This window comes from Burkholderia sp. BKH01 (genome assembly GCF_025685725.1).
Classification (GTDB): domain Bacteria; phylum Pseudomonadota; class Gammaproteobacteria; order Burkholderiales; family Burkholderiaceae; genus Burkholderia; species Burkholderia pyrrocinia_C.
This window is the reverse complement of the sequence record NZ_JAOTQT010000048.1, coordinates 1-18163: the sequence shown is the minus strand read 5'-3', so window position 1 is coordinate 18163 and position 18163 is coordinate 1. Positions and strand designations below refer to the sequence as shown.

Below are 18163 nucleotides of genomic sequence, written 5' to 3'. Positions count from 1 at the left end.
CCGCGAAGGCGGCCGTACCGTCGGCGCCGGCGTCGTCGCCAAGATCATCGAGTAAGCCAGTTATTCGTTGATCGACAGTTTTGGGGCTGGCAGCAGCCGGCCCCAACATGGTTTAGGGGTATAGCTCAACTGGCAGAGCGTCGGTCTCCAAAACCGAAGGTTGGGGGTTCGATTCCCTCTGCCCCTGCCAAAAAATAGCCACGTGTTCTACGTGGCATTTGTTTTAAGGTGTTATGGCGAATCCATCCGTCGAAACTGTAAATACCTCCGGCGATAAGCTGATGCTGGCCCTGGGCGTATTGCTGGTGTTGGCCGGATTCGTGGGCTTCTTCTGGCTAGTCAATCAGCAGTGGTATGTCCGCGGTGCCGCGTTGGCGGTAGGTATCATCGCTGGCGTGGCCGTCGGGCTGATGTCCGCACCTGGCAAGAGCCTCATCGCGTTTGCCAAGGATTCGTACAAGGAAGTCCGGAAGGTCGTTTGGCCCACCCGCAAGGAAGCAACGCAAACCACACTCGTCGTGTTCGGTTTCGTGCTCGTGATGGCGATTTTCCTCTGGTTGAGTGACAAATCGATCGAGTGGGTAATTTTCTCGGCGATTCTGGGTTGGAAATGATATGAGCGATACTCCGGCATCCCCGAGCGGAAAACGTTGGTACGTCGTGCACGCCTACTCCGGTATGGAGAAGAGCGTGCAACGTGCGCTTCAGGAGCGCATCGAACGTGCTGGCATGCAGGACAAATTCGGTCAGATCCTGGTTCCGACCGAAGAAGTGGTCGAAGTCAAAGGCGGCCACAAGGCTGTGACCGAGCGTCGTTTCTTCCCCGGCTACGTGCTGGTGGAAATGGAGATGACGGACGAAACGTGGCACCTCGTGAAGAACACCGCGAAGGTCACCGGCTTCGTCGGCGGTGCACGTAACCGCCCGACCCCGATTTCCCCGAAGGAAGTCGAGAAGATCATGTCGCAGATGCAGGAGGGCGTCGAAAAGCCGCGCCCGAAGACCCTGTTCGAAGTTGGCGAGATGGTGCGTGTCAAGGAAGGCCCGTTCACGGACTTCAACGGCACCGTCGAAGAAGTCAACTACGAAAAATCGCGCGTGCGCGTGTCGGTCACCATCTTTGGTCGCTCCACCCCGGTCGAACTCGAGTTCGGCCAGGTCGAAAAAGTTTGATCCCGATTCGGTGGGCAGCCTAGGCTGCCCACCTTCGCGCTTACGGTCCGCGTCATGGCCGTTGAGGAGCGTCAGTAGCCAGCGGCGAAAGCGCGTTATCACTCACCGAACGTCGTCTGGCGTTCCAACGAGGTTTTCAAATGGCAAAGAAGATTGTCGGCTTTATCAAGCTGCAGATCCCTGCAGGTAAAGCCAACCCGTCGCCGCCGGTCGGTCCGGCACTGGGCCAGCGCGGCCTGAACATCATGGAGTTCTGCAAGGCGTTCAACGCGCAGACTCAAGGTATGGAGCCGGGTCTGCCGGTGCCGGTGGTCATCACGGCATTCGCTGACAAGAGCTTCACGTTCGTGATGAAGACGCCGCCGGCGACCGTCCTGATCAAGAAGGCGGCGAAGGTGGACAAGGGCTCGAGCAAGCCGCACACCGACAAGGTCGGTTCGATCACGCGCGCTCAAGCTGAAGAAATCGCGAAGACCAAGATGCCGGACCTTACGGCAGCTGATCTGGACGCAGCCGTTCGCACCATCGCTGGTAGCGCACGCTCGATGGGCATCACCGTGGAGGGTGTGTAAATGGCTAAGATCTCCAAGCGTCGTCAGGCATTTGCCGCCAAGGTTGATCGCCAGAAGCTGTACGCGATCGAAGACGCACTGAGCCTCGTGAAGGAATGCGCGAGCGCGAAGTTCGACGAGTCGATCGACGTCGCAGTCCAGCTCGGCATCGATGCAAAGAAGTCGGACCAGGTCGTTCGTGGTTCGGTCGTTCTGCCGGCCGGTACGGGCAAGTCGGTTCGCGTTGCCGTGTTCGCGCAAGGCGAGAAGGCCGAGCAGGCTCGTGCAGCAGGCGCGGAAATCGTCGGTATGGAAGACCTGGCTGAGCAGATCAAGGCTGGCCAGATGGACTTCGACATCGTGATCGCTTCGCCGGACACGATGCGTATCGTCGGTACGCTCGGCCAGATCCTCGGCCCGCGCGGCCTGATGCCGAACCCGAAGGTCGGTACGGTCACGCCGGACGTCGCAACCGCCGTCAAGAACGCGAAGGCTGGTCAGGTGCAATTCCGTGTCGACAAGGCCGGTATCATCCACGCGACCATCGGCCGTGCATCGTTCGAGCCGACCGCGCTGCGTTCGAACCTGTCGGCGCTGATCGAAGCGCTGCAGAAGGCAAAGCCGGCAACGAGCAAGGGTGTGTACCTGCGCAAGATCGCACTGTCGAGCACGATGGGCGTCGGCGTGCGTGTCGACCAGGCTACGCTGGCAGCACAGTAAACAAGTATTCAGGCCGCTTCGCTCGCGAAGCGGCCTTAATGGGCTTTGGGCGGTTGTTCGTGCAACAAGGCGGGCAACCGGTTATCAAAGACCGTTGGTGGGGCGCAGCAGTCGGGCGATCCCTTAATTCAAGCCAACGCAGATGGCGAACCCGAAAAAGTTTTGCAGTGGTGAAGCCGCAGGCCGTGAAGCGATTCGCGGCGTGAGGTGGAAATACTCCTAACGAGGTCGGACGCCGTTGTTGAACGAGGTACGTGAGGTTTCGTGCCGAACGTATCGTTTCTGGAGGCTAACCGTGCCGCTTAATAGAGAAGACAAGCAAGCCGTCGTCGCTGAGGTTTCCGCGCAAGTCGCGAAGGCCCAGACCGTTGTGCTGGCTGAGTATCGTGGAATTGCGGTTGGCGATCTGACCAAGCTGCGCGCGCAAGCGCGTGAGCAACAGGTTTACCTGCGCGTGTTGAAGAACACGCTGGCGCGTCGCGCTGTCGAAGGTACGCCGTTTGCTCCGCTGGCAGAGCAGATGACTGGCCCGTTGATCTACGGCATCTCGGAAGATGCAATTGCTGCTGCTAAGGTCGTCAACGACTTCAGCAAGAGCAATGACAAGTTGGTCATCAAGGCTGGTTCGTTCGATGGCAAGGTGATGGACAAGGCTGGCGTGCAAGCGCTGGCAAGCATCCCGAGCCGCGAAGAACTGCTCTCGAAGCTGCTGTTCGTTATGCAATCGCCTGTTTCGGGCTTCGCGCGTGCTCTCGCCGCGCTGGCCGAGAAGAAGCAAGCAGAAGCTGCGTAATCGAACGTGCATCAGCGTCATTGATCGCTGGCTGTATCCGAATTCAATTTAGGAGTATTTCAAATGGCAATCGCAAAAGAAGACATCCTGGCAGCAGTCGAAGGGATGACCGTTCTGGAACTGAACGAACTGGTCAAGGCGTTCGAAGAGAAGTTTGGCGTGTCGGCAGCTGCAGTGGCAGTCGCTGGCCCGGCAGGCGGCGGCGCTGCTGCTGCTGCTGAAGAGAAGACCGAATTCACGGTCGTTCTGGCTGAAGCAGGCGGCAACAAGGTTGCAGTCATCAAGGCAGTTCGCGAACTGACGGGCCTGGGCCTGAAGGAAGCGAAGGACCTGGTTGACGGCGCACCGAAGGCTGTCAAGGAAGGCGTCGACAAGGCTGCATCGGAAGAAGCCAAGAAGAAGCTGGAAGACGCGGGCGCGAAGGTCGAAATCAAGTAAGTTTCGACGCGCTGTGCGAAGGCTGGCGGTATTTTCACCGCCGGCCTTTTTGTGCTTTGTGGGGACGTTATTCTGGCACTCATTCGGGAGCCCGAATAATCGGCCCCAGAAGCCAAAGAAAACCGCCTGATCGTTGTCATTGGTCACGATTGGCGGTTCTCTTTGTCTTCTGAAGCGACTGCAGAAGGCAAGTTTGGTCGGGTAGCGGGCAACACAGGCATCCGCTGCCGTCAGCCAGCGGTTGGTAGCGGCCAACCACCAAGCTTCTCGGCTCGTTCAAGCCGTCGGACGGCCATCGGGTCTCAGTCGGTGAACACTCGGGTTTGAAACGTCCAGGTATTCCGCCTCGATAGCACCCGCCGTGATTCGGAGATCGTATGCAATATTCCTTCACCGAGAAGAAGCGCATTCGCAAGAGTTTCGCGAAGCGCCCCATCGTTCACCAAGTTCCTTTCTTGCTGGCTACCCAGCTTGAATCATTCAGCACGTTTCTGCAAGCCGATGTGCTCGCGACGCAACGTAAGCCTGAAGGTTTGCAGGCCGCGTTCACATCGGTATTTCCCATTGTTTCGCACAACGGTTTCGCGCGCCTCGAGTTCGTGAGCTATGCGCTGTCCGCGCCGGCATTCAACATCAAGGAATGCCAGCAGCGCGGCCTGACGTACTGCTCCGCGCTGCGCGCGAAGGTCCGCCTCGTCATCCTCGACAAGGAATCGCCGAACAAGCCGGTCGTCAAGGAAGTGAAGGAGCAGGAAGTGTACATGGGCGAAATTCCGCTCATGACGCCGACGGGCTCGTTCGTCATCAACGGCACCGAGCGTGTCATCGTCTCGCAGCTGCATCGTTCGCCGGGCGTGTTCTTCGAACACGACAAGGGCAAGACGCACAGCTCGGGCAAGCTGCTGTTCTCGGCGCGGATCATTCCGTACCGCGGCTCGTGGCTCGACTTCGAATTCGATCCGAAGGACATCCTGTACTTCCGCGTCGACCGTCGCCGCAAGATGCCGGTCACGATCCTGCTGAAGGCCATCGGCCTGACGCCGGAACAGATCCTCGCGAACTTCTTCGTGTTCGACAACTTCACGCTGATGGACGAAGGCGCGCAACTCGAGTTCGTGCCCGAGCGCCTGCGTGGTGAAGTCGCGCGTTTCGACATCACGGATCGTGACGGCAAGGTCATCGTCCAGAAGGACAAGCGGATCAACGCGAAGCACATTCGCGACCTCGAAGCCGCGAAGACCAAGTTCATCTCGGTGCCGGAAGACTATCTGCTCGGCCGCGTGCTGGCGAAGAACGTGGTCGACGGCGACACCGGCGAAGTGATCGCGAGCGCGAACGACGAAGTCACGGAAAGCGTGCTCGAGAAGCTGCGCGAAGCGGGCATCAAGGACATCCAGACGCTCTACACGAATGATCTGGACCAGGGTCCGTACATCTCGTCGACGCTGCGTGTCGACGAAACGACCGACAAGACGGCCGCGCGCATCGCGATCTACCGCATGATGCGTCCGGGCGAGCCGCCGACCGAGGAAGCGGTCGAGGCACTGTTCAACCGTCTGTTCTACAGCGAAGAAGCGTACGACCTGTCGAAGGTCGGCCGCATGAAGTTCAACCGCCGCGTCAGCCGTGACGAAATCACCGGCCCGATGACGCTGCAGGACGACGACATCCTCGCGACGATCAAGATCCTCGTCGAGCTGCGCAACGGCAAGGGCGAAGTGGACGACATCGACCACCTCGGCAACCGTCGCGTGCGTTGCGTCGGCGAACTGGCGGAAAACCAGTTCCGCGCAGGTCTCGTGCGTGTCGAGCGCGCGGTCAAGGAACGCCTCGGCCAGGCCGAAAGCGAAAACCTGATGCCGCACGACCTGATCAACTCGAAGCCGATTTCGTCGGCGATCCGCGAGTTCTTCGGTTCGTCGCAGCTTTCGCAGTTCATGGACCAGACCAACCCGCTGTCGGAAATCACGCACAAGCGCCGTGTTTCCGCACTGGGCCCGGGCGGTCTGACGCGCGAGCGTGCAGGCTTCGAAGTCCGCGACGTGCACCCGACCCACTACGGCCGCGTGTGCCCGATCGAAACGCCGGAAGGTCCGAACATCGGTCTGATCAACTCGCTCGCACTGTACGCGCACCTGAACGAGTACGGCTTCCTCGAGACGCCGTACCGCAAGGTCGTGGACAGCAAGGTGACCGACCAGATCGACTACCTGTCGGCGATCGAAGAAGGCCGCTACATGATCGCGCAGGCGAACGCCGCGATCGACGAGAACGGCACGCTGATCGACGAACTCGTGTCGTCGCGTGAAGCCGGCGAAACGATGATGGTCACGCCGGACCGTATCCAGTACATGGACGTCGCGCCGTCGCAGATCGTGTCGGTCGCAGCCTCGCTGATCCCGTTCCTCGAGCACGATGACGCGAACCGTGCACTGATGGGCTCGAACATGCAGCGCCAGGCCGTGCCGTGTCTGCGTCCGGAAAAGCCGGTCGTCGGTACCGGCATCGAGCGCACCTGTGCGGTCGACTCGGGCACGACGGTTCAGGCGTTCCGCGGCGGCGTCGTCGACTATGTCGACGCAGGCCGTATCGTGATTCGCGTGAACGACGACGAAGCGGTCGCAGGTGAAGTCGGTGTCGACATCTACAACCTGATCAAGTACACGCGTTCGAACCAGAACACGAACATCAACCAGCGTCCGATCGTGAAGATGGGCGACAAGGTCTCGCGCGGCGACGTGCTGGCCGACGGCGCCTCGACGGACCTGGGTGAGCTCGCGCTCGGCCAGAACATGCTGATCGCGTTCATGCCGTGGAACGGCTACAACTTCGAGGATTCGATCCTGATCTCGGAGAAGGTCGTGGCCGACGATCGCTACACGTCGATCCACATCGAAGAGCTGAACGTCGTTGCACGCGACACGAAGCTCGGGCCGGAAGAAATCACGCGCGACATCTCGAACCTGGCGGAAGTCCAGCTCGGCCGTCTCGACGAATCGGGCATCGTGTACATCGGTGCGGAAGTCGAAGCGGGCGACGTGCTGGTCGGCAAGGTCACGCCGAAGGGCGAGACCCAGCTGACGCCGGAAGAGAAGCTGCTGCGCGCGATCTTCGGCGAGAAGGCCTCGGACGTGAAGGACACGTCGCTGCGCGTGCCGTCGGGCATGAGCGGTACCGTGATCGACGTCCAGGTGTTCACGCGTGAAGGCATCCAGCGCGACAAGCGTGCGCAACAGATCATCGACGACGAACTGAAGCGCTACCGTCTCGACCTGAACGACCAGCTCCGCATCGTGGAAGGCGACGCGTTCCAGCGTCTCGCGCGCATGCTCGTGGGCAAGGTCGCGAACGGCGGTCCGAAGAAGCTCGCGAAGGGCACGAAGATCGACCAGGCTTACCTGGAAGACCTCGACCACTACCACTGGTTCGACATCCGCCTGGCGGACGACGAGGCAGCGGCGCAGCTCGAAGCGATCAAGAACTCGATCGAAGAAAAGCGTCACCAGTTCGACCTCGCGTTCGAAGAGAAGCGCAAGAAGCTCACGCAAGGCGACGAACTGCCGCCGGGCGTGCTGAAGATGGTCAAGGTGTACCTCGCGGTGAAGCGCCGTCTGCAGCCTGGCGACAAGATGGCAGGCCGTCACGGTAACAAGGGTGTCGTGTCGAAGATCGTCCCGATCGAAGACATGCCGTACATGGCCGACGGCCGTCCGGCAGACGTCGTGCTGAACCCGCTCGGCGTGCCGTCGCGGATGAACGTGGGTCAGGTTCTGGAAGTGCACCTCGGCTGGGCCGCGAAGGGCCTCGGCTGGCGTATCGGCGAAATGCTGCAGCGTCAGGCGAAGATCGAGGAAATGCGCGTGTTCCTGACGAAGATCTACAACGACTCGGGCCGCCAGGAAGATCTGGAAAGCTTCACCGACGAAGAGATCCTCGAACTCGCGAAGAACCTGCGCGAAGGCGTGCCGTTTGCAACGCCGGTGTTCGACGGTGCGACCGAGGAAGAAATGGGCAAGATGCTCGACCTCGCGTTCCCGGACGACATCGCGGAACAGCTCGGCATGAACCCGTCGAAGAACCAGGTTCGTCTGTACGACGGCCGCACGGGTGAAATGTTCGAACGCCGCGTGACGCTTGGCTACATGCACTACCTGAAGCTGCACCACTTGGTCGACGACAAGATGCACGCGCGTTCGACCGGCCCGTACTCGCTCGTCACGCAGCAGCCGCTGGGTGGTAAGGCGCAGTTCGGTGGCCAGCGTTTCGGTGAAATGGAAGTGTGGGCACTCGAAGCGTACGGCGCGTCCTACGTGCTGCAGGAAATGCTGACGGTGAAGTCGGACGACGTGACCGGCCGGACGAAGGTGTACGAAAACCTGGTCAAGGGCGATCACGTGATCGATGCAGGCATGCCGGAATCCTTCAACGTGCTCGTGAAGGAAATCCGCTCGCTCGGTATCGATATCGATCTCGACCGCAATTAATCGGACTACGGAGAGAAAGCAATGAAAGCTCTGCTCGATCTATTCAAGCAAGTCCAACAGGAAGAAGTTTTCGACGCGATCAAGATCGGTCTGGCTTCGCCTGACAAGATCCGTTCGTGGTCGTTCGGCGAGGTGAAGAAGCCGGAGACCATCAACTACCGTACGTTCAAGCCGGAACGCGATGGTCTCTTCTGCGCGAAGATCTTCGGGCCGATCAAGGACTACGAGTGCCTGTGCGGCAAGTACAAGCGTCTGAAGCACCGCGGCGTGATCTGCGAGAAGTGCGGCGTCGAAGTGACGCTGGCGAAGGTGCGTCGCGAGCGCATGGGCCACATCGAACTGGCCTCGCCGGTCGCGCACATCTGGTTCCTGAAGTCGCTGCCGTCGCGTCTGGGCATGGTGCTCGACATGACGCTGCGCGACATCGAACGCGTGCTGTACTTCGAAGCGTACGTGGTGATCGAACCGGGCATGACGCCGCTGAAGGCGCGGCAGATCATGACCGAAGAGGATTACTACAACAAGGTCGAGGAATACGGCGACGAATTCCGTGCCGAGATGGGCGCGGAAGGCGTGCGTGAACTGCTGCGCGCGATCAACATCGACGAGCAGGTCGAGACGTTGCGCACCGAGCTGAAGAACACCGGCTCGGAAGCGAAGATCAAGAAGTACGCGAAGCGCCTGAAGGTCCTCGAGGCATTCCAGCGCTCGGGCATCAAGCCCGAGTGGATGATCCTCGAAGTGCTGCCGGTGCTGCCGCCGGAACTGCGTCCGCTCGTGCCGCTGGACGGCGGCCGTTTCGCGACGTCGGACCTGAACGACCTGTACCGCCGCGTGATCAACCGTAACAACCGGTTGAAGCGTCTGCTCGAGCTGAAGGCGCCTGAAATCATCGTCCGCAACGAAAAGCGGATGCTGCAGGAAGCCGTCGACTCGCTGCTCGACAACGGTCGTCGCGGCAAGGCGATGACGGGCGCGAACAAGCGTCCGCTGAAGTCGCTCGCCGACATGATCAAGGGCAAGGGCGGTCGTTTCCGTCAGAACCTGCTGGGCAAGCGCGTCGACTACTCGGGCCGTTCGGTCATCGTGGTCGGCCCGACGCTGAAGCTGCACCAGTGCGGTCTGCCGAAGCTGATGGCGCTCGAGCTGTTCAAGCCGTTCATCTTCAACAAGCTGGAAGTGATGGGCGTCGCGACGACCATCAAGGCTGCGAAGAAGGAAGTCGAGAACCAGACGCCGGTGGTGTGGGACATCCTCGAAGAGGTGATCCGCGAGCACCCGGTGATGCTGAACCGTGCGCCGACGCTGCACCGTCTCGGTATCCAGGCGTTCGAACCCGTGCTGATCGAAGGCAAGGCGATCCAGCTGCACCCGCTCGTCTGCGCGGCGTTCAACGCCGACTTCGACGGTGACCAGATGGCCGTTCACGTGCCGCTGTCGCTCGAAGCGCAGATGGAAGCGCGTACGCTGATGCTGGCGTCGAACAACGTGCTGTTCCCGGCCAACGGCGATCCGTCGATCGTGCCGTCGCAGGATATCGTGCTGGGTCTGTACTACGCGACCCGCGAAGCGATCAACGGTAAGGGCGAAGGCCTGTCGTTCACGGGCGTGTCGGAAGTGATCCGCGCGTACGAGAACAAGGAAGTCGAGCTGGCATCGCGCGTCAACGTGCGGATCACCGAAATGGTCCACAACGAAGACAAGTCGGAAGGCGCACCGGCATTCGTGCCGAAGATCTCGCTGTACGCGACGACCGTCGGCCGCGCGATCCTGTCGGAGATCCTGCCGCACGGCCTGCCGTTCTCGGTGCTGAACAAGCCGCTGAAGAAGAAGGAAATCTCGCGCCTGATCAACACGGCGTTCCGCAAGTGCGGTCTGCGCGCGACGGTGGTGTTCGCCGACCAGCTGATGCAGTCGGGTTTCCGTCTCGCGACGCGCGCCGGCATTTCGATCTGCGTGGACGACATGCTCGTGCCGCCGCAGAAGGAAACGATCGTCGGCGACGCCGCGAAGAAGGTGAAGGAATACGACCGCCAGTACATGTCGGGTCTCGTCACCGCGCAGGAACGCTACAACAACGTGGTCGACATCTGGTCGGCAACGTCGGAAGCGGTCGGCAAGGCGATGATGGAGCAGCTGTCGACGGAGCCGGTGACGGACCGCGACGGCAACGAGACGCGCCAGGAGTCGTTCAACTCGATCTACATGATGGCCGACTCGGGCGCCCGGGGTTCGGCGGTGCAGATTCGTCAGCTGGCCGGTATGCGTGGCCTGATGGCGAAGCCGGACGGCTCGATTATCGAGACGCCGATTACCGCGAACTTCCGCGAAGGCCTGAACGTGTTGCAGTACTTCATCTCGACCCACGGTGCACGTAAGGGTCTGGCTGATACGGCACTGAAGACCGCGAACTCGGGTTACCTGACGCGTCGTCTGGTCGACGTCACGCAGGATCTGGTCGTGGTGGAAGACGATTGCGGCACGTCGAACGGCGTCGCGATGAAGGCGCTGGTCGAAGGCGGTGAAGTCGTCGAAGCGCTGCGCGACCGTATCCTCGGCCGCGTTGCGGTCGCGGACGTCGTGAACCCGGAAACGCAGGAAACGCTGTACGAATCGGGCACGCTGCTCGACGAAACGGCGGTCGAGGAAATCGAACGCCTCGGCATCGACGAAGTGCGCGTGCGCACGCCGCTGACCTGCGAAACGCGTTACGGCCTGTGCGCGGCCTGCTACGGCCGTGACCTCGGCCGCGGCTCGCTCGTGAACGTCGGCGAAGCAGTCGGCGTGATCGCGGCACAGTCGATCGGTGAACCGGGCACGCAGCTGACGATGCGTACGTTCCACATCGGTGGTGCGGCATCGCGTGCGGCAGTGGCCTCGTCGGTCGAAGCGAAGAGCAACGGTATCGTGCGCTTCACGGCGACGATGCGCTACGTCACGAACGCGAAGGGCGAGCAGATCGTCATTTCCCGCTCGGGCGAAGCGATGATCACCGACGACTTCGGTCGCGAGCGCGAGCGTCACAAAGTGCCGTACGGCGCGACGCTGCTGCAGCTCGACGGCGCGACCATCAAGGCAGGCACGCAGCTCGCCACGTGGGATCCGCTGACGCGTCCGATCATCACCGAGTACGGTGGTACGGTGAAGTTCGAGAACGTCGAGGAAGGCGTGACGGTCGCGAAGCAGATCGACGACGTGACCGGCCTGTCGACGCTGGTCGTGATCGACGTGAAGCGTCGTGGTTCGCAGGCTTCGAAGAGCGTGCGTCCGCAGGTGAAGCTGCTCGACGCGAACGGCGAAGAAGTGAAGATTCCGGGCACGGAACACGCAGTGCAGATCGGCTTCCAGGTCGGCGCACTGATTACCGTGAAGGATGGCCAGCAGGTGCAGGTCGGTGAAGTGCTCGCACGTATCCCGACCGAAGCGCAGAAGACGCGTGACATTACCGGCGGTCTGCCGCGGGTGGCGGAACTGTTCGAAGCGCGTTCGCCGAAGGATGCCGGCATTCTCGCGGAAGTCACCGGTACGACGTCGTTCGGTAAGGACACGAAGGGCAAGCAGCGTCTCGTCATCACGGATCTCGAGGGCAACCAGCACGAGTTCCTGATCGCGAAGGAAAAGCAGGTGCTGGTCCACGATGCTCAGGTCGTCAACAAGGGCGAAATGATCGTGGACGGTCCGGCCGATCCGCACGACATCCTGCGTCTGCAGGGTATCGAGGCGCTGTCGCGCTACATCGTCGACGAAGTGCAGGATGTGTATCGTCTGCAGGGCGTGAAGATCAACGACAAGCACATCGAGGTGATCGTTCGCCAGATGCTGCGTCGTGTGCAGATCACCGACAACGGCGATACGCGCTTCATCCCGGGCGAACAGGTCGAACGTTCCGACATGCTGGACGAGAACGATCGCATGATCGCCGAGGACAAGCGTCCGGCTTCGTACGACAACGTGCTGCTCGGTATCACGAAGGCGTCGCTGTCGACCGACTCGTTCATCTCGGCGGCATCGTTCCAGGAAACGACCCGCGTGCTGACCGAAGCGGCGATCATGGGCAAGCGCGACGATCTGCGCGGCCTGAAGGAAAACGTGATCGTCGGCCGTCTGATTCCGGCCGGTACGGGTCTCGCGTTCCACAAGGCACGCAAGGCGAAGGAATCGTCGGATCGCGAGCGTTTCGACCAGATCGCAGCGGAAGAGGCGTTCGATTTCGGCACGCCGAGCACGCCCTCTGCGGAAGAGCCGCAACAGCACCCGGCAGCCGAATAAGCGCAGGCGGCGCGAGCCGCCTCGCCTCGCTGTCATCGAAACCGCCCGGTTTTGCCGGGCGGTTTTTTTTATCCGTCGTTCACGCGCATGACGCGCCTGCGCATCGCCGACTACCTGCGAGCGATGCGTCACATGGCTGCAGGTGCTGCGGCTGCACTGCGATCGCTCGCGGTGCGGCCTCCGCAGGCCCGTCATGCGCGCGAACGAACCCTGTCCGATCGGCTAACGTTGCACGATTCGCCACGCGTCGCGCGAGCAGGTTGTTAAACTTGCGGTCATCTTTCTGCCGTCCTCGTTCTCATCATTCATGTCCCGCGCCCTCGAAATTCTCGACGAAGTCTTTGGTTATTCCGCATTTCGCGGCCAGCAGGGCGAGATCGTCGAGCACGTCGCCGGCGGCGGCGATTGCCTCGTGCTGATGCCGACCGGCGGCGGCAAGTCGCTGTGCTACCAGATCCCGGCGCTGTTGCGCCGCGAGGCCGGGCAGGGCGCCGGCATCGTCGTGTCGCCGCTGATCGCGCTGATGCAGGACCAGGTCGCCGCGCTGCGCGAAGTCGGCGTGCGCGCGGCCTACCTGAATTCGACGCTGTCAGGTGCCGAAGCCGCGGCGACCGAGCGCGCGCTGCGCGAAGGTGAGATCGACCTGCTGTATGTCGCGCCTGAACGGCTGATGACGGGGCGTTTCCTCGATTTGCTCGAACGCGCGAAGATCGGCCTGTTCGCGATCGACGAAGCGCATTGCGTGTCGCAATGGGGGCACGATTTCCGCCCGGAATACATCCAGCTGTCGGTGCTGCACGAGCGGTTCCCGTCGGTGCCGCGCATCGCGCTGACCGCCACGGCCGACGCGATCACGCGTGACGAGATCATCCATCGCCTCGCGCTCGACGACGCGCGCGTGTTCATATCGAGCTTCGATCGCCCGAACATCCGTTACCGGATCGTCGAAAAGGACAACGCGCGTTCGCAGCTGCTCGACTTCATCCGCGCCGAACACACGAATGCCGACGGGACGACCGATGCGGGCGTCGTCTATTGCCTGTCGCGCCGCAAGGTTGAGGAAACAGCCGAGTGGCTGAAGGCGCAGGGCGTGCGCGCGCTGCCGTATCACGCCGGAATGGAGTTCGAGGTGCGGCAGAAGCACCAGGAAATGTTCCAGCGCGAGGAGGGCATCGTGATGTGCGCGACGATCGCGTTCGGCATGGGCATCGACAAGCCCGACGTGCGCTTCGTCGCGCACCTGGATCTGCCGAAGAGCGTCGAGGGCTATTACCAGGAAACCGGTCGCGCGGGCCGCGACGGGATGCCCGCGAATGCGTGGATGGCGTACGGCCTCGGCGACGTTGTCCAGCAGCGCAAGATGATCGACGAGTCCGACGCCGACGACGCGCACAAGCGCGTGCAGACGTCGAAGCTCGACGCGCTGCTCGGGCTGTGCGAGACGATTTCGTGCCGGCGCGTGCGGCTGCTGAACTACTTCGGCGAGGCGAGCCAGCCGTGCGGCAACTGCGACACGTGCCTCGAGCCGCCCGATTCGTGGGACGCGACGCGCGAGGCGCAGATGGCGCTGTCTTGCGTGTTCCGCGCGCAGCGTGCGAGCGGCTTCAATTTCGGCTCGAGCCATCTGATCGAGATCCTGCGCGGCGGGCGCACCGAGAAGGTGTTGCAGCGCGGCCACGATCAGCTCACGACGTTCGGGATCGGCGCGTCGCTGTCGGAACCCGAGTGGCGTGCGATCTTCCGGCAGCTCGTCGCGTACGGCTACCTGGCGGTCGACCATGGTGGCTTCGGCGCGCTGATGCTGACCGAGGCCGCGAAGCCCGTGCTGAAGAACGAGGAGAAGGTCACGCTGCGCCGCTACGTGAAGCCGCAGCGCACGCGCCAGTCGTCGAGCCGCAGCGGCACGCGCGTCGATCCGACGGCCGGCATGGGCACGCGCGAGCGCGCACGGTGGGATGCGCTGCGCGCGTGGCGCGCGGAAACCGCGAAGACGGACGGCGTGCCGGCCTACGTGATCTTCCACGACGCGACGCTCGCCGAAATTGCGCGCAACGCGCCGGAGACGATCGACGACCTGCGCCATATCCCCGGCATGGGCGTGCGCAAGCTCGAGCGCTTCGGCGACGAGATCATCGACGTCGTCGAGTCGGCCTGACACAGGTGTTCCGACCCTTCCGGTAAACCACGCGACCCGCCGGCGAATCACGCAAGCCGTTGACTTAGTTGGTATTTCCGGAATATCATGCTTGGTTCCGGTATTCGGTGGGCCGAGTCGCGTTCGAAGGTTCGCGTCCGTTTCGCCGGTTCGGAAGTCAACTGTGCGCCGATTCTCGCTTTGCCCGAAATCGATGTGCAGATTTTGTTCAATTTCAGGAATAAACAATGCCAACCATCAACCAACTGGTTCGCAAAGGCCGTCAGTCGGAAACGACGAAGAGCAAGAGCCCGGCCCTGCAGGACTGCCCCCAGCGTCGCGGCGTGTGCACCCGTGTGTACACGACGACGCCGAAGAAGCCTAACTCGGCACTCCGTAAGGTTGCCAAGGTTCGTCTGACGAACGGCTTCGAAGTGATTTCGTACATCGGCGGTGAAGGCCACAACCTGCAGGAACACTCGGTTGTGCTGATCCGCGGCGGCCGTGTGAAGGACTTGCCGGGTGTGCGTTACCACATGGTTCGCGGCTCGCTGGATACCCAGGGCGTCAAGGACCGTAAGCAAGCGCGCTCGAAGTACGGCGCGAAGCGTGCAAAGGCTGCCAAGTAAGCGGTTTTTGATCAGGGATCGCCTCTGGGCGGTCAAGGCGGGAGTGCCGGATTGCCGGTGCTGTCGAGTAAGTGGTCACCCGGCCAAGCTGGTTAGTCGTGAAGATGTGATCGGGTTTGTTGGTGGCCGCGGGGCTGGATACAGCTCCAACTGAACAAGTAAAGGAAGAATCATGCCGCGTCGTCGCGAAGTCCCCAAGCGGGAAGTGTTGCCGGATCCGAAGTTCGGCAACGTTGATGTAGCCAAGTTCATGAACATGCTGATGCTGTCCGGCAAGAAGTCGGTCGCAGAGCGCATCGTTTATGGCGCATTCGAACAGATCCAGACCAAGGGTGGCAAGGACCCGCTGGAAGTGTTCACGGTTGCGCTCAACAACGTGAAGCCGGTGGTCGAAGTGAAGAGCCGTCGCGTTGGTGGTGCCAACTATCAAGTTCCGGTCGAAGTGCGCCCGTCGCGTCGTATGGCATTGGCGATGCGCTGGCTGCGTGAGGCTGCGAAGAAGCGCAGCGAGAAGTCGATGGCCCTGCGCCTGGCAGGTGAACTCTCCGAAGCGGCCGAAGGCCGTGGCGGCGCGATGAAGAAGCGCGATGAAGTTCACCGCATGGCAGAAGCCAACCGCGCGTTCTCGCATTTCCGTTTCTAAGCGCCTGGCTGGGCTGTTAGCGGAAATAAATTCCGGGCGGGTGCGCTTTTCAGGCGCCTCGCCCGTTTGTGTTGAAGCATGATGCAGCAGGGCTGCATCATGTCATCCCAGTAGAGGATCAAAGTGGCTCGCAAGACTCCTATCGAGCGCTACCGCAATATCGGTATTAGCGCTCACATCGACGCCGGCAAGACGACGACGACCGAGCGCATTCTGTTTTACACCGGTGTGAACCACAAGATCGGTGAAGTTCACGACGGCGCAGCCACGATGGACTGGATGGAGCAGGAACAGGAGCGTGGCATCACGATCACGTCCGCTGCTACCACTGCCTTCTGGAAGGGCATGGGCGGCAACTATCCGGAACACCGCATCAACATCATCGACACCCCGGGGCACGTCGACTTCACGATCGAAGTGGAGCGCTCGATGCGCGTGCTCGACGGCGCGTGCATGGTGTACTGCGCAGTGGGCGGCGTGCAGCCGCAGTCGGAAACGGTGTGGCGCCAGGCGAACAAGTACAAGGTGCCGCGTCTCGCGTTCGTCAACAAGATGGACCGTACCGGCGCGAACTTCTTCAAGGTCTACGACCAGCTCCGTCTGCGCCTGAAGGCGAACCCGGTTCCGGTCGTGGTGCCGATCGGTGCGGAAGAAGGCTTCAAGGGCGTCGTCGACCTGATCAAGATGAAGGCGATCATTTGGGACGAGGCGTCGCAAGGCACCAAGTTCGACTACGTGGACATCCCGGCAGAACTCGTCGACACGTGCAACGAATGGCGCGAAAAGATGGTCGAAGCGGCTGCAGAGTCGAACGAAGACCTGATGAACAAGTACCTGGAAGCGGGCGAGCTGTCCGAAGCAGAGATCGTGAAGGGTCTGCGTGACCGTACGATCGCGTGCGAAATCCAGCCGATGCTGTGCGGTACCGCGTTCAAGAACAAGGGCGTGCAGCGCATGCTCGACGCCGTGATCGATTTCCTGCCGTCGCCGGTCGACATTCCGCCGGTTACGGGCGAGCTCGAAAACGGCGAGAAGACGGAGCGCCGTGCTGCCGACGACGAGAAGTTCGCGGCACTCGCGTTCAAGATCATGACCGACCCGTTCGTCGGCCAGCTGATCTTCTTCCGCGTCTACTCGGGCGTTGTGAATTCGGGCGACACGCTGCTCAATGCGACCAAGGACAAGAAGGAACGTCTCGGCCGTATTCTGCAGATGCACGCGAACCAGCGTGAAGAAATCAAGGAAGTTCGCGCGGGCGACATCGCTGCTGCGGTTGGCCTGAAGGAAGCGACCACGGGCGACACGCTGTGCGATCCGGCTCATCCGATCGTGCTCGAGCGCATGATTTTCCCGGAGCCGGTGATTTCGCAGGCAGTCGAGCCGAAGACGAAGGCTGACCAGGAAAAGATGGGCCTGGCGCTCAACCGTCTCGCTCAGGAAGATCCGTCGTTCCGCGTGCAGACCGACGAAGAATCGGGTCAAACGATCATTTCGGGCATGGGCGAGCTCCACCTCGAAATTCTCGTCGACCGGATGAAGCGTGAATTCGGCGTGGAAGCGACCGTCGGCAAGCCGCAGGTGGCGTACCGCGAAACCATTCGCAAGTCGGCTGCGGACGTCGAAGGCAAGTTCGTCAAGCAGTCGGGCGGCCGTGGTCAGTATGGTCACGCGGTCATTACGCTCGAGCGCAGCGAACTGGGCAAGGGCTACGAGTTCATCGACGCCATCAAGGGCGGCGTGATTCCGCGCGAATACATTCCGTCGGTTGACAAGGGTATCCAGGAAACGCTGAAGAGCGGCGTGCTGGCAGGCTTCCCGGTCGTCGACGTGAAGGTCACGCTGACGTTCGGTTCGTACCACGACGTCGACTCGAACGAAAATGCATTCCGCATGGCTGGTTCGATGGCGTTCAAGGAAGCGATGCGCCGCGCTGATCCGGTTCTGCTCGAACCGATGATGGCCGTGGAAGTGGAAACGCCGGAAGACTTCATGGGTAACGTGATGGGCGACCTGTCGGGTCGTCGCGGCATTATCCAGGGCATGGACGACATGGTGGGCGGCGGCAAGATCGTGCGCGCCGAAGTGCCGCTGTCGGAAATGTTCGGCTATTCCACGTCGCTGCGTTCGCTGACGCAGGGTCGCGCAACGTACACGATGGAGTTCAAGCACTACGCTGAAGCTCCGAAGAACGTTGCAGAAGCGATCATCAGCGCGAAGTCGAAGTAATTCGCTATCACAATCGATTATTTTTGAAAGAAGAGAATCATGGCAAAAGGTAAATTCGAGCGGACCAAGCCGCACGTGAACGTTGGTACGATTGGTCACGTTG

At 61.4% G+C, this 18163-nt stretch carries 12 protein-coding genes, 1 tRNA gene and 1 pseudogene; all 14 read left to right on the top strand.

From position 1 onward, the window contains the following. Positions 1–114: 114 nt before the first annotated feature. Positions 115–190: transfer RNA gene (locus OEJ37_RS34535), tRNA-Trp, on the top strand. 43 nt (positions 191–233) lie between these two features. Next, positions 234–614: a preprotein translocase subunit SecE gene (secE, locus tag OEJ37_RS34530; RefSeq protein ID WP_152859264.1), complete on the top strand. Its 381-nt coding sequence runs from the start codon at positions 234–236 to the stop codon at positions 612–614. Between the two features lies 1 nt (position 615). After that, a complete protein-coding gene (gene nusG / locus OEJ37_RS34525; RefSeq protein WP_006400672.1) occupies positions 616–1173 on the top strand; it encodes a transcription termination/antitermination protein NusG in 558 nt (185 codons plus the stop codon). Positions 1174–1313: 140 nt separating this feature from the next. Continuing rightward, positions 1314–1745 carry a 50S ribosomal protein L11 gene (gene rplK, locus OEJ37_RS34520; RefSeq protein ID WP_006753591.1) on the top strand — a complete coding sequence of 144 codons (432 nt, stop codon included), beginning with the start codon at positions 1314–1316 and terminating at the stop codon, positions 1743–1745. Next, positions 1746–2444 carry a 50S ribosomal protein L1 gene (gene rplA / locus OEJ37_RS34515; RefSeq protein ID WP_006482906.1) on the top strand — a complete coding sequence of 233 codons (699 nt, stop codon included), beginning with the start codon at positions 1746–1748 and terminating at the stop codon, positions 2442–2444. 295 nt (positions 2445–2739) lie between these two features. Further along, complete coding sequence (gene rplJ, locus OEJ37_RS34510) at positions 2740–3237, top strand: 50S ribosomal protein L10 (RefSeq protein ID WP_027788582.1); 498 nt, start codon at positions 2740–2742, stop codon at positions 3235–3237. Between the two features lie 63 nt (positions 3238–3300). Further along, a complete protein-coding gene (gene rplL / locus OEJ37_RS34505; protein ID WP_034183755.1) occupies positions 3301–3675 on the top strand; it encodes a 50S ribosomal protein L7/L12 in 375 nt (124 codons plus the stop codon). A 377-nt stretch (positions 3676–4052) separates the two neighbouring features. Further along, a complete protein-coding gene (gene rpoB / locus OEJ37_RS34500; RefSeq protein ID WP_174417425.1) occupies positions 4053–8159 on the top strand; it encodes a DNA-directed RNA polymerase subunit beta in 4107 nt (1368 codons plus the stop codon). 21 nt (positions 8160–8180) lie between these two features. Then, on the top strand, positions 8181–12428 hold the full coding sequence (rpoC, locus tag OEJ37_RS34495) for a DNA-directed RNA polymerase subunit beta' (protein ID WP_263349476.1): 4248 nt from the start codon (positions 8181–8183) through the stop codon (positions 12426–12428). A 307-nt stretch (positions 12429–12735) separates the two neighbouring features. Beyond that, positions 12736–14583 carry a DNA helicase RecQ gene (gene recQ, locus OEJ37_RS34490; RefSeq protein WP_175921168.1) on the top strand — a complete coding sequence of 616 codons (1848 nt, stop codon included), beginning with the start codon at positions 12736–12738 and terminating at the stop codon, positions 14581–14583. A 227-nt stretch (positions 14584–14810) separates the two neighbouring features. Continuing rightward, positions 14811–15191 (top strand): 30S ribosomal protein S12, encoded by a 381-nt coding sequence (gene rpsL, locus OEJ37_RS34485; protein WP_006400662.1) that lies wholly within the window; start codon positions 14811–14813, stop codon positions 15189–15191. Between the two features lie 172 nt (positions 15192–15363). Further along, positions 15364–15834 carry a 30S ribosomal protein S7 gene (rpsG, locus tag OEJ37_RS34480; protein ID WP_006477195.1) on the top strand — a complete coding sequence of 157 codons (471 nt, stop codon included), beginning with the start codon at positions 15364–15366 and terminating at the stop codon, positions 15832–15834. Between the two features lie 123 nt (positions 15835–15957). Continuing rightward, a complete protein-coding gene (gene fusA / locus OEJ37_RS34475) occupies positions 15958–18060 on the top strand; it encodes an elongation factor G (protein ID WP_096472257.1) in 2103 nt (700 codons plus the stop codon). A 39-nt stretch (positions 18061–18099) separates the two neighbouring features. Beyond that, positions 18100–18163, top strand: a pseudogene (locus OEJ37_RS34470) (elongation factor Tu); the annotation flags it as partial.

Coding starts and splice junctions, on each gene's coding strand:
- secE (WP_152859264.1), top strand. CDS start 234: ATGGCGAATCCATCCGTCGAAACTGTAAATACCTCCGGCGATAAGCTG.
- nusG (WP_006400672.1), top strand. CDS start 616: ATGAGCGATACTCCGGCATCCCCGAGCGGAAAACGTTGGTACGTCGTG.
- rplK (WP_006753591.1), top strand. CDS start 1,314: ATGGCAAAGAAGATTGTCGGCTTTATCAAGCTGCAGATCCCTGCAGGT.
- rplA (WP_006482906.1), top strand. CDS start 1,746: ATGGCTAAGATCTCCAAGCGTCGTCAGGCATTTGCCGCCAAGGTTGAT.
- rplL (WP_034183755.1), top strand. CDS start 3,301: ATGGCAATCGCAAAAGAAGACATCCTGGCAGCAGTCGAAGGGATGACC.
- rpoB (WP_174417425.1), top strand. CDS start 4,053: ATGCAATATTCCTTCACCGAGAAGAAGCGCATTCGCAAGAGTTTCGCG.
- rpoC (WP_263349476.1), top strand. CDS start 8,181: ATGAAAGCTCTGCTCGATCTATTCAAGCAAGTCCAACAGGAAGAAGTT.
- recQ (WP_175921168.1), top strand. CDS start 12,736: ATGTCCCGCGCCCTCGAAATTCTCGACGAAGTCTTTGGTTATTCCGCA.
- rpsL (WP_006400662.1), top strand. CDS start 14,811: ATGCCAACCATCAACCAACTGGTTCGCAAAGGCCGTCAGTCGGAAACG.
- rpsG (WP_006477195.1), top strand. CDS start 15,364: ATGCCGCGTCGTCGCGAAGTCCCCAAGCGGGAAGTGTTGCCGGATCCG.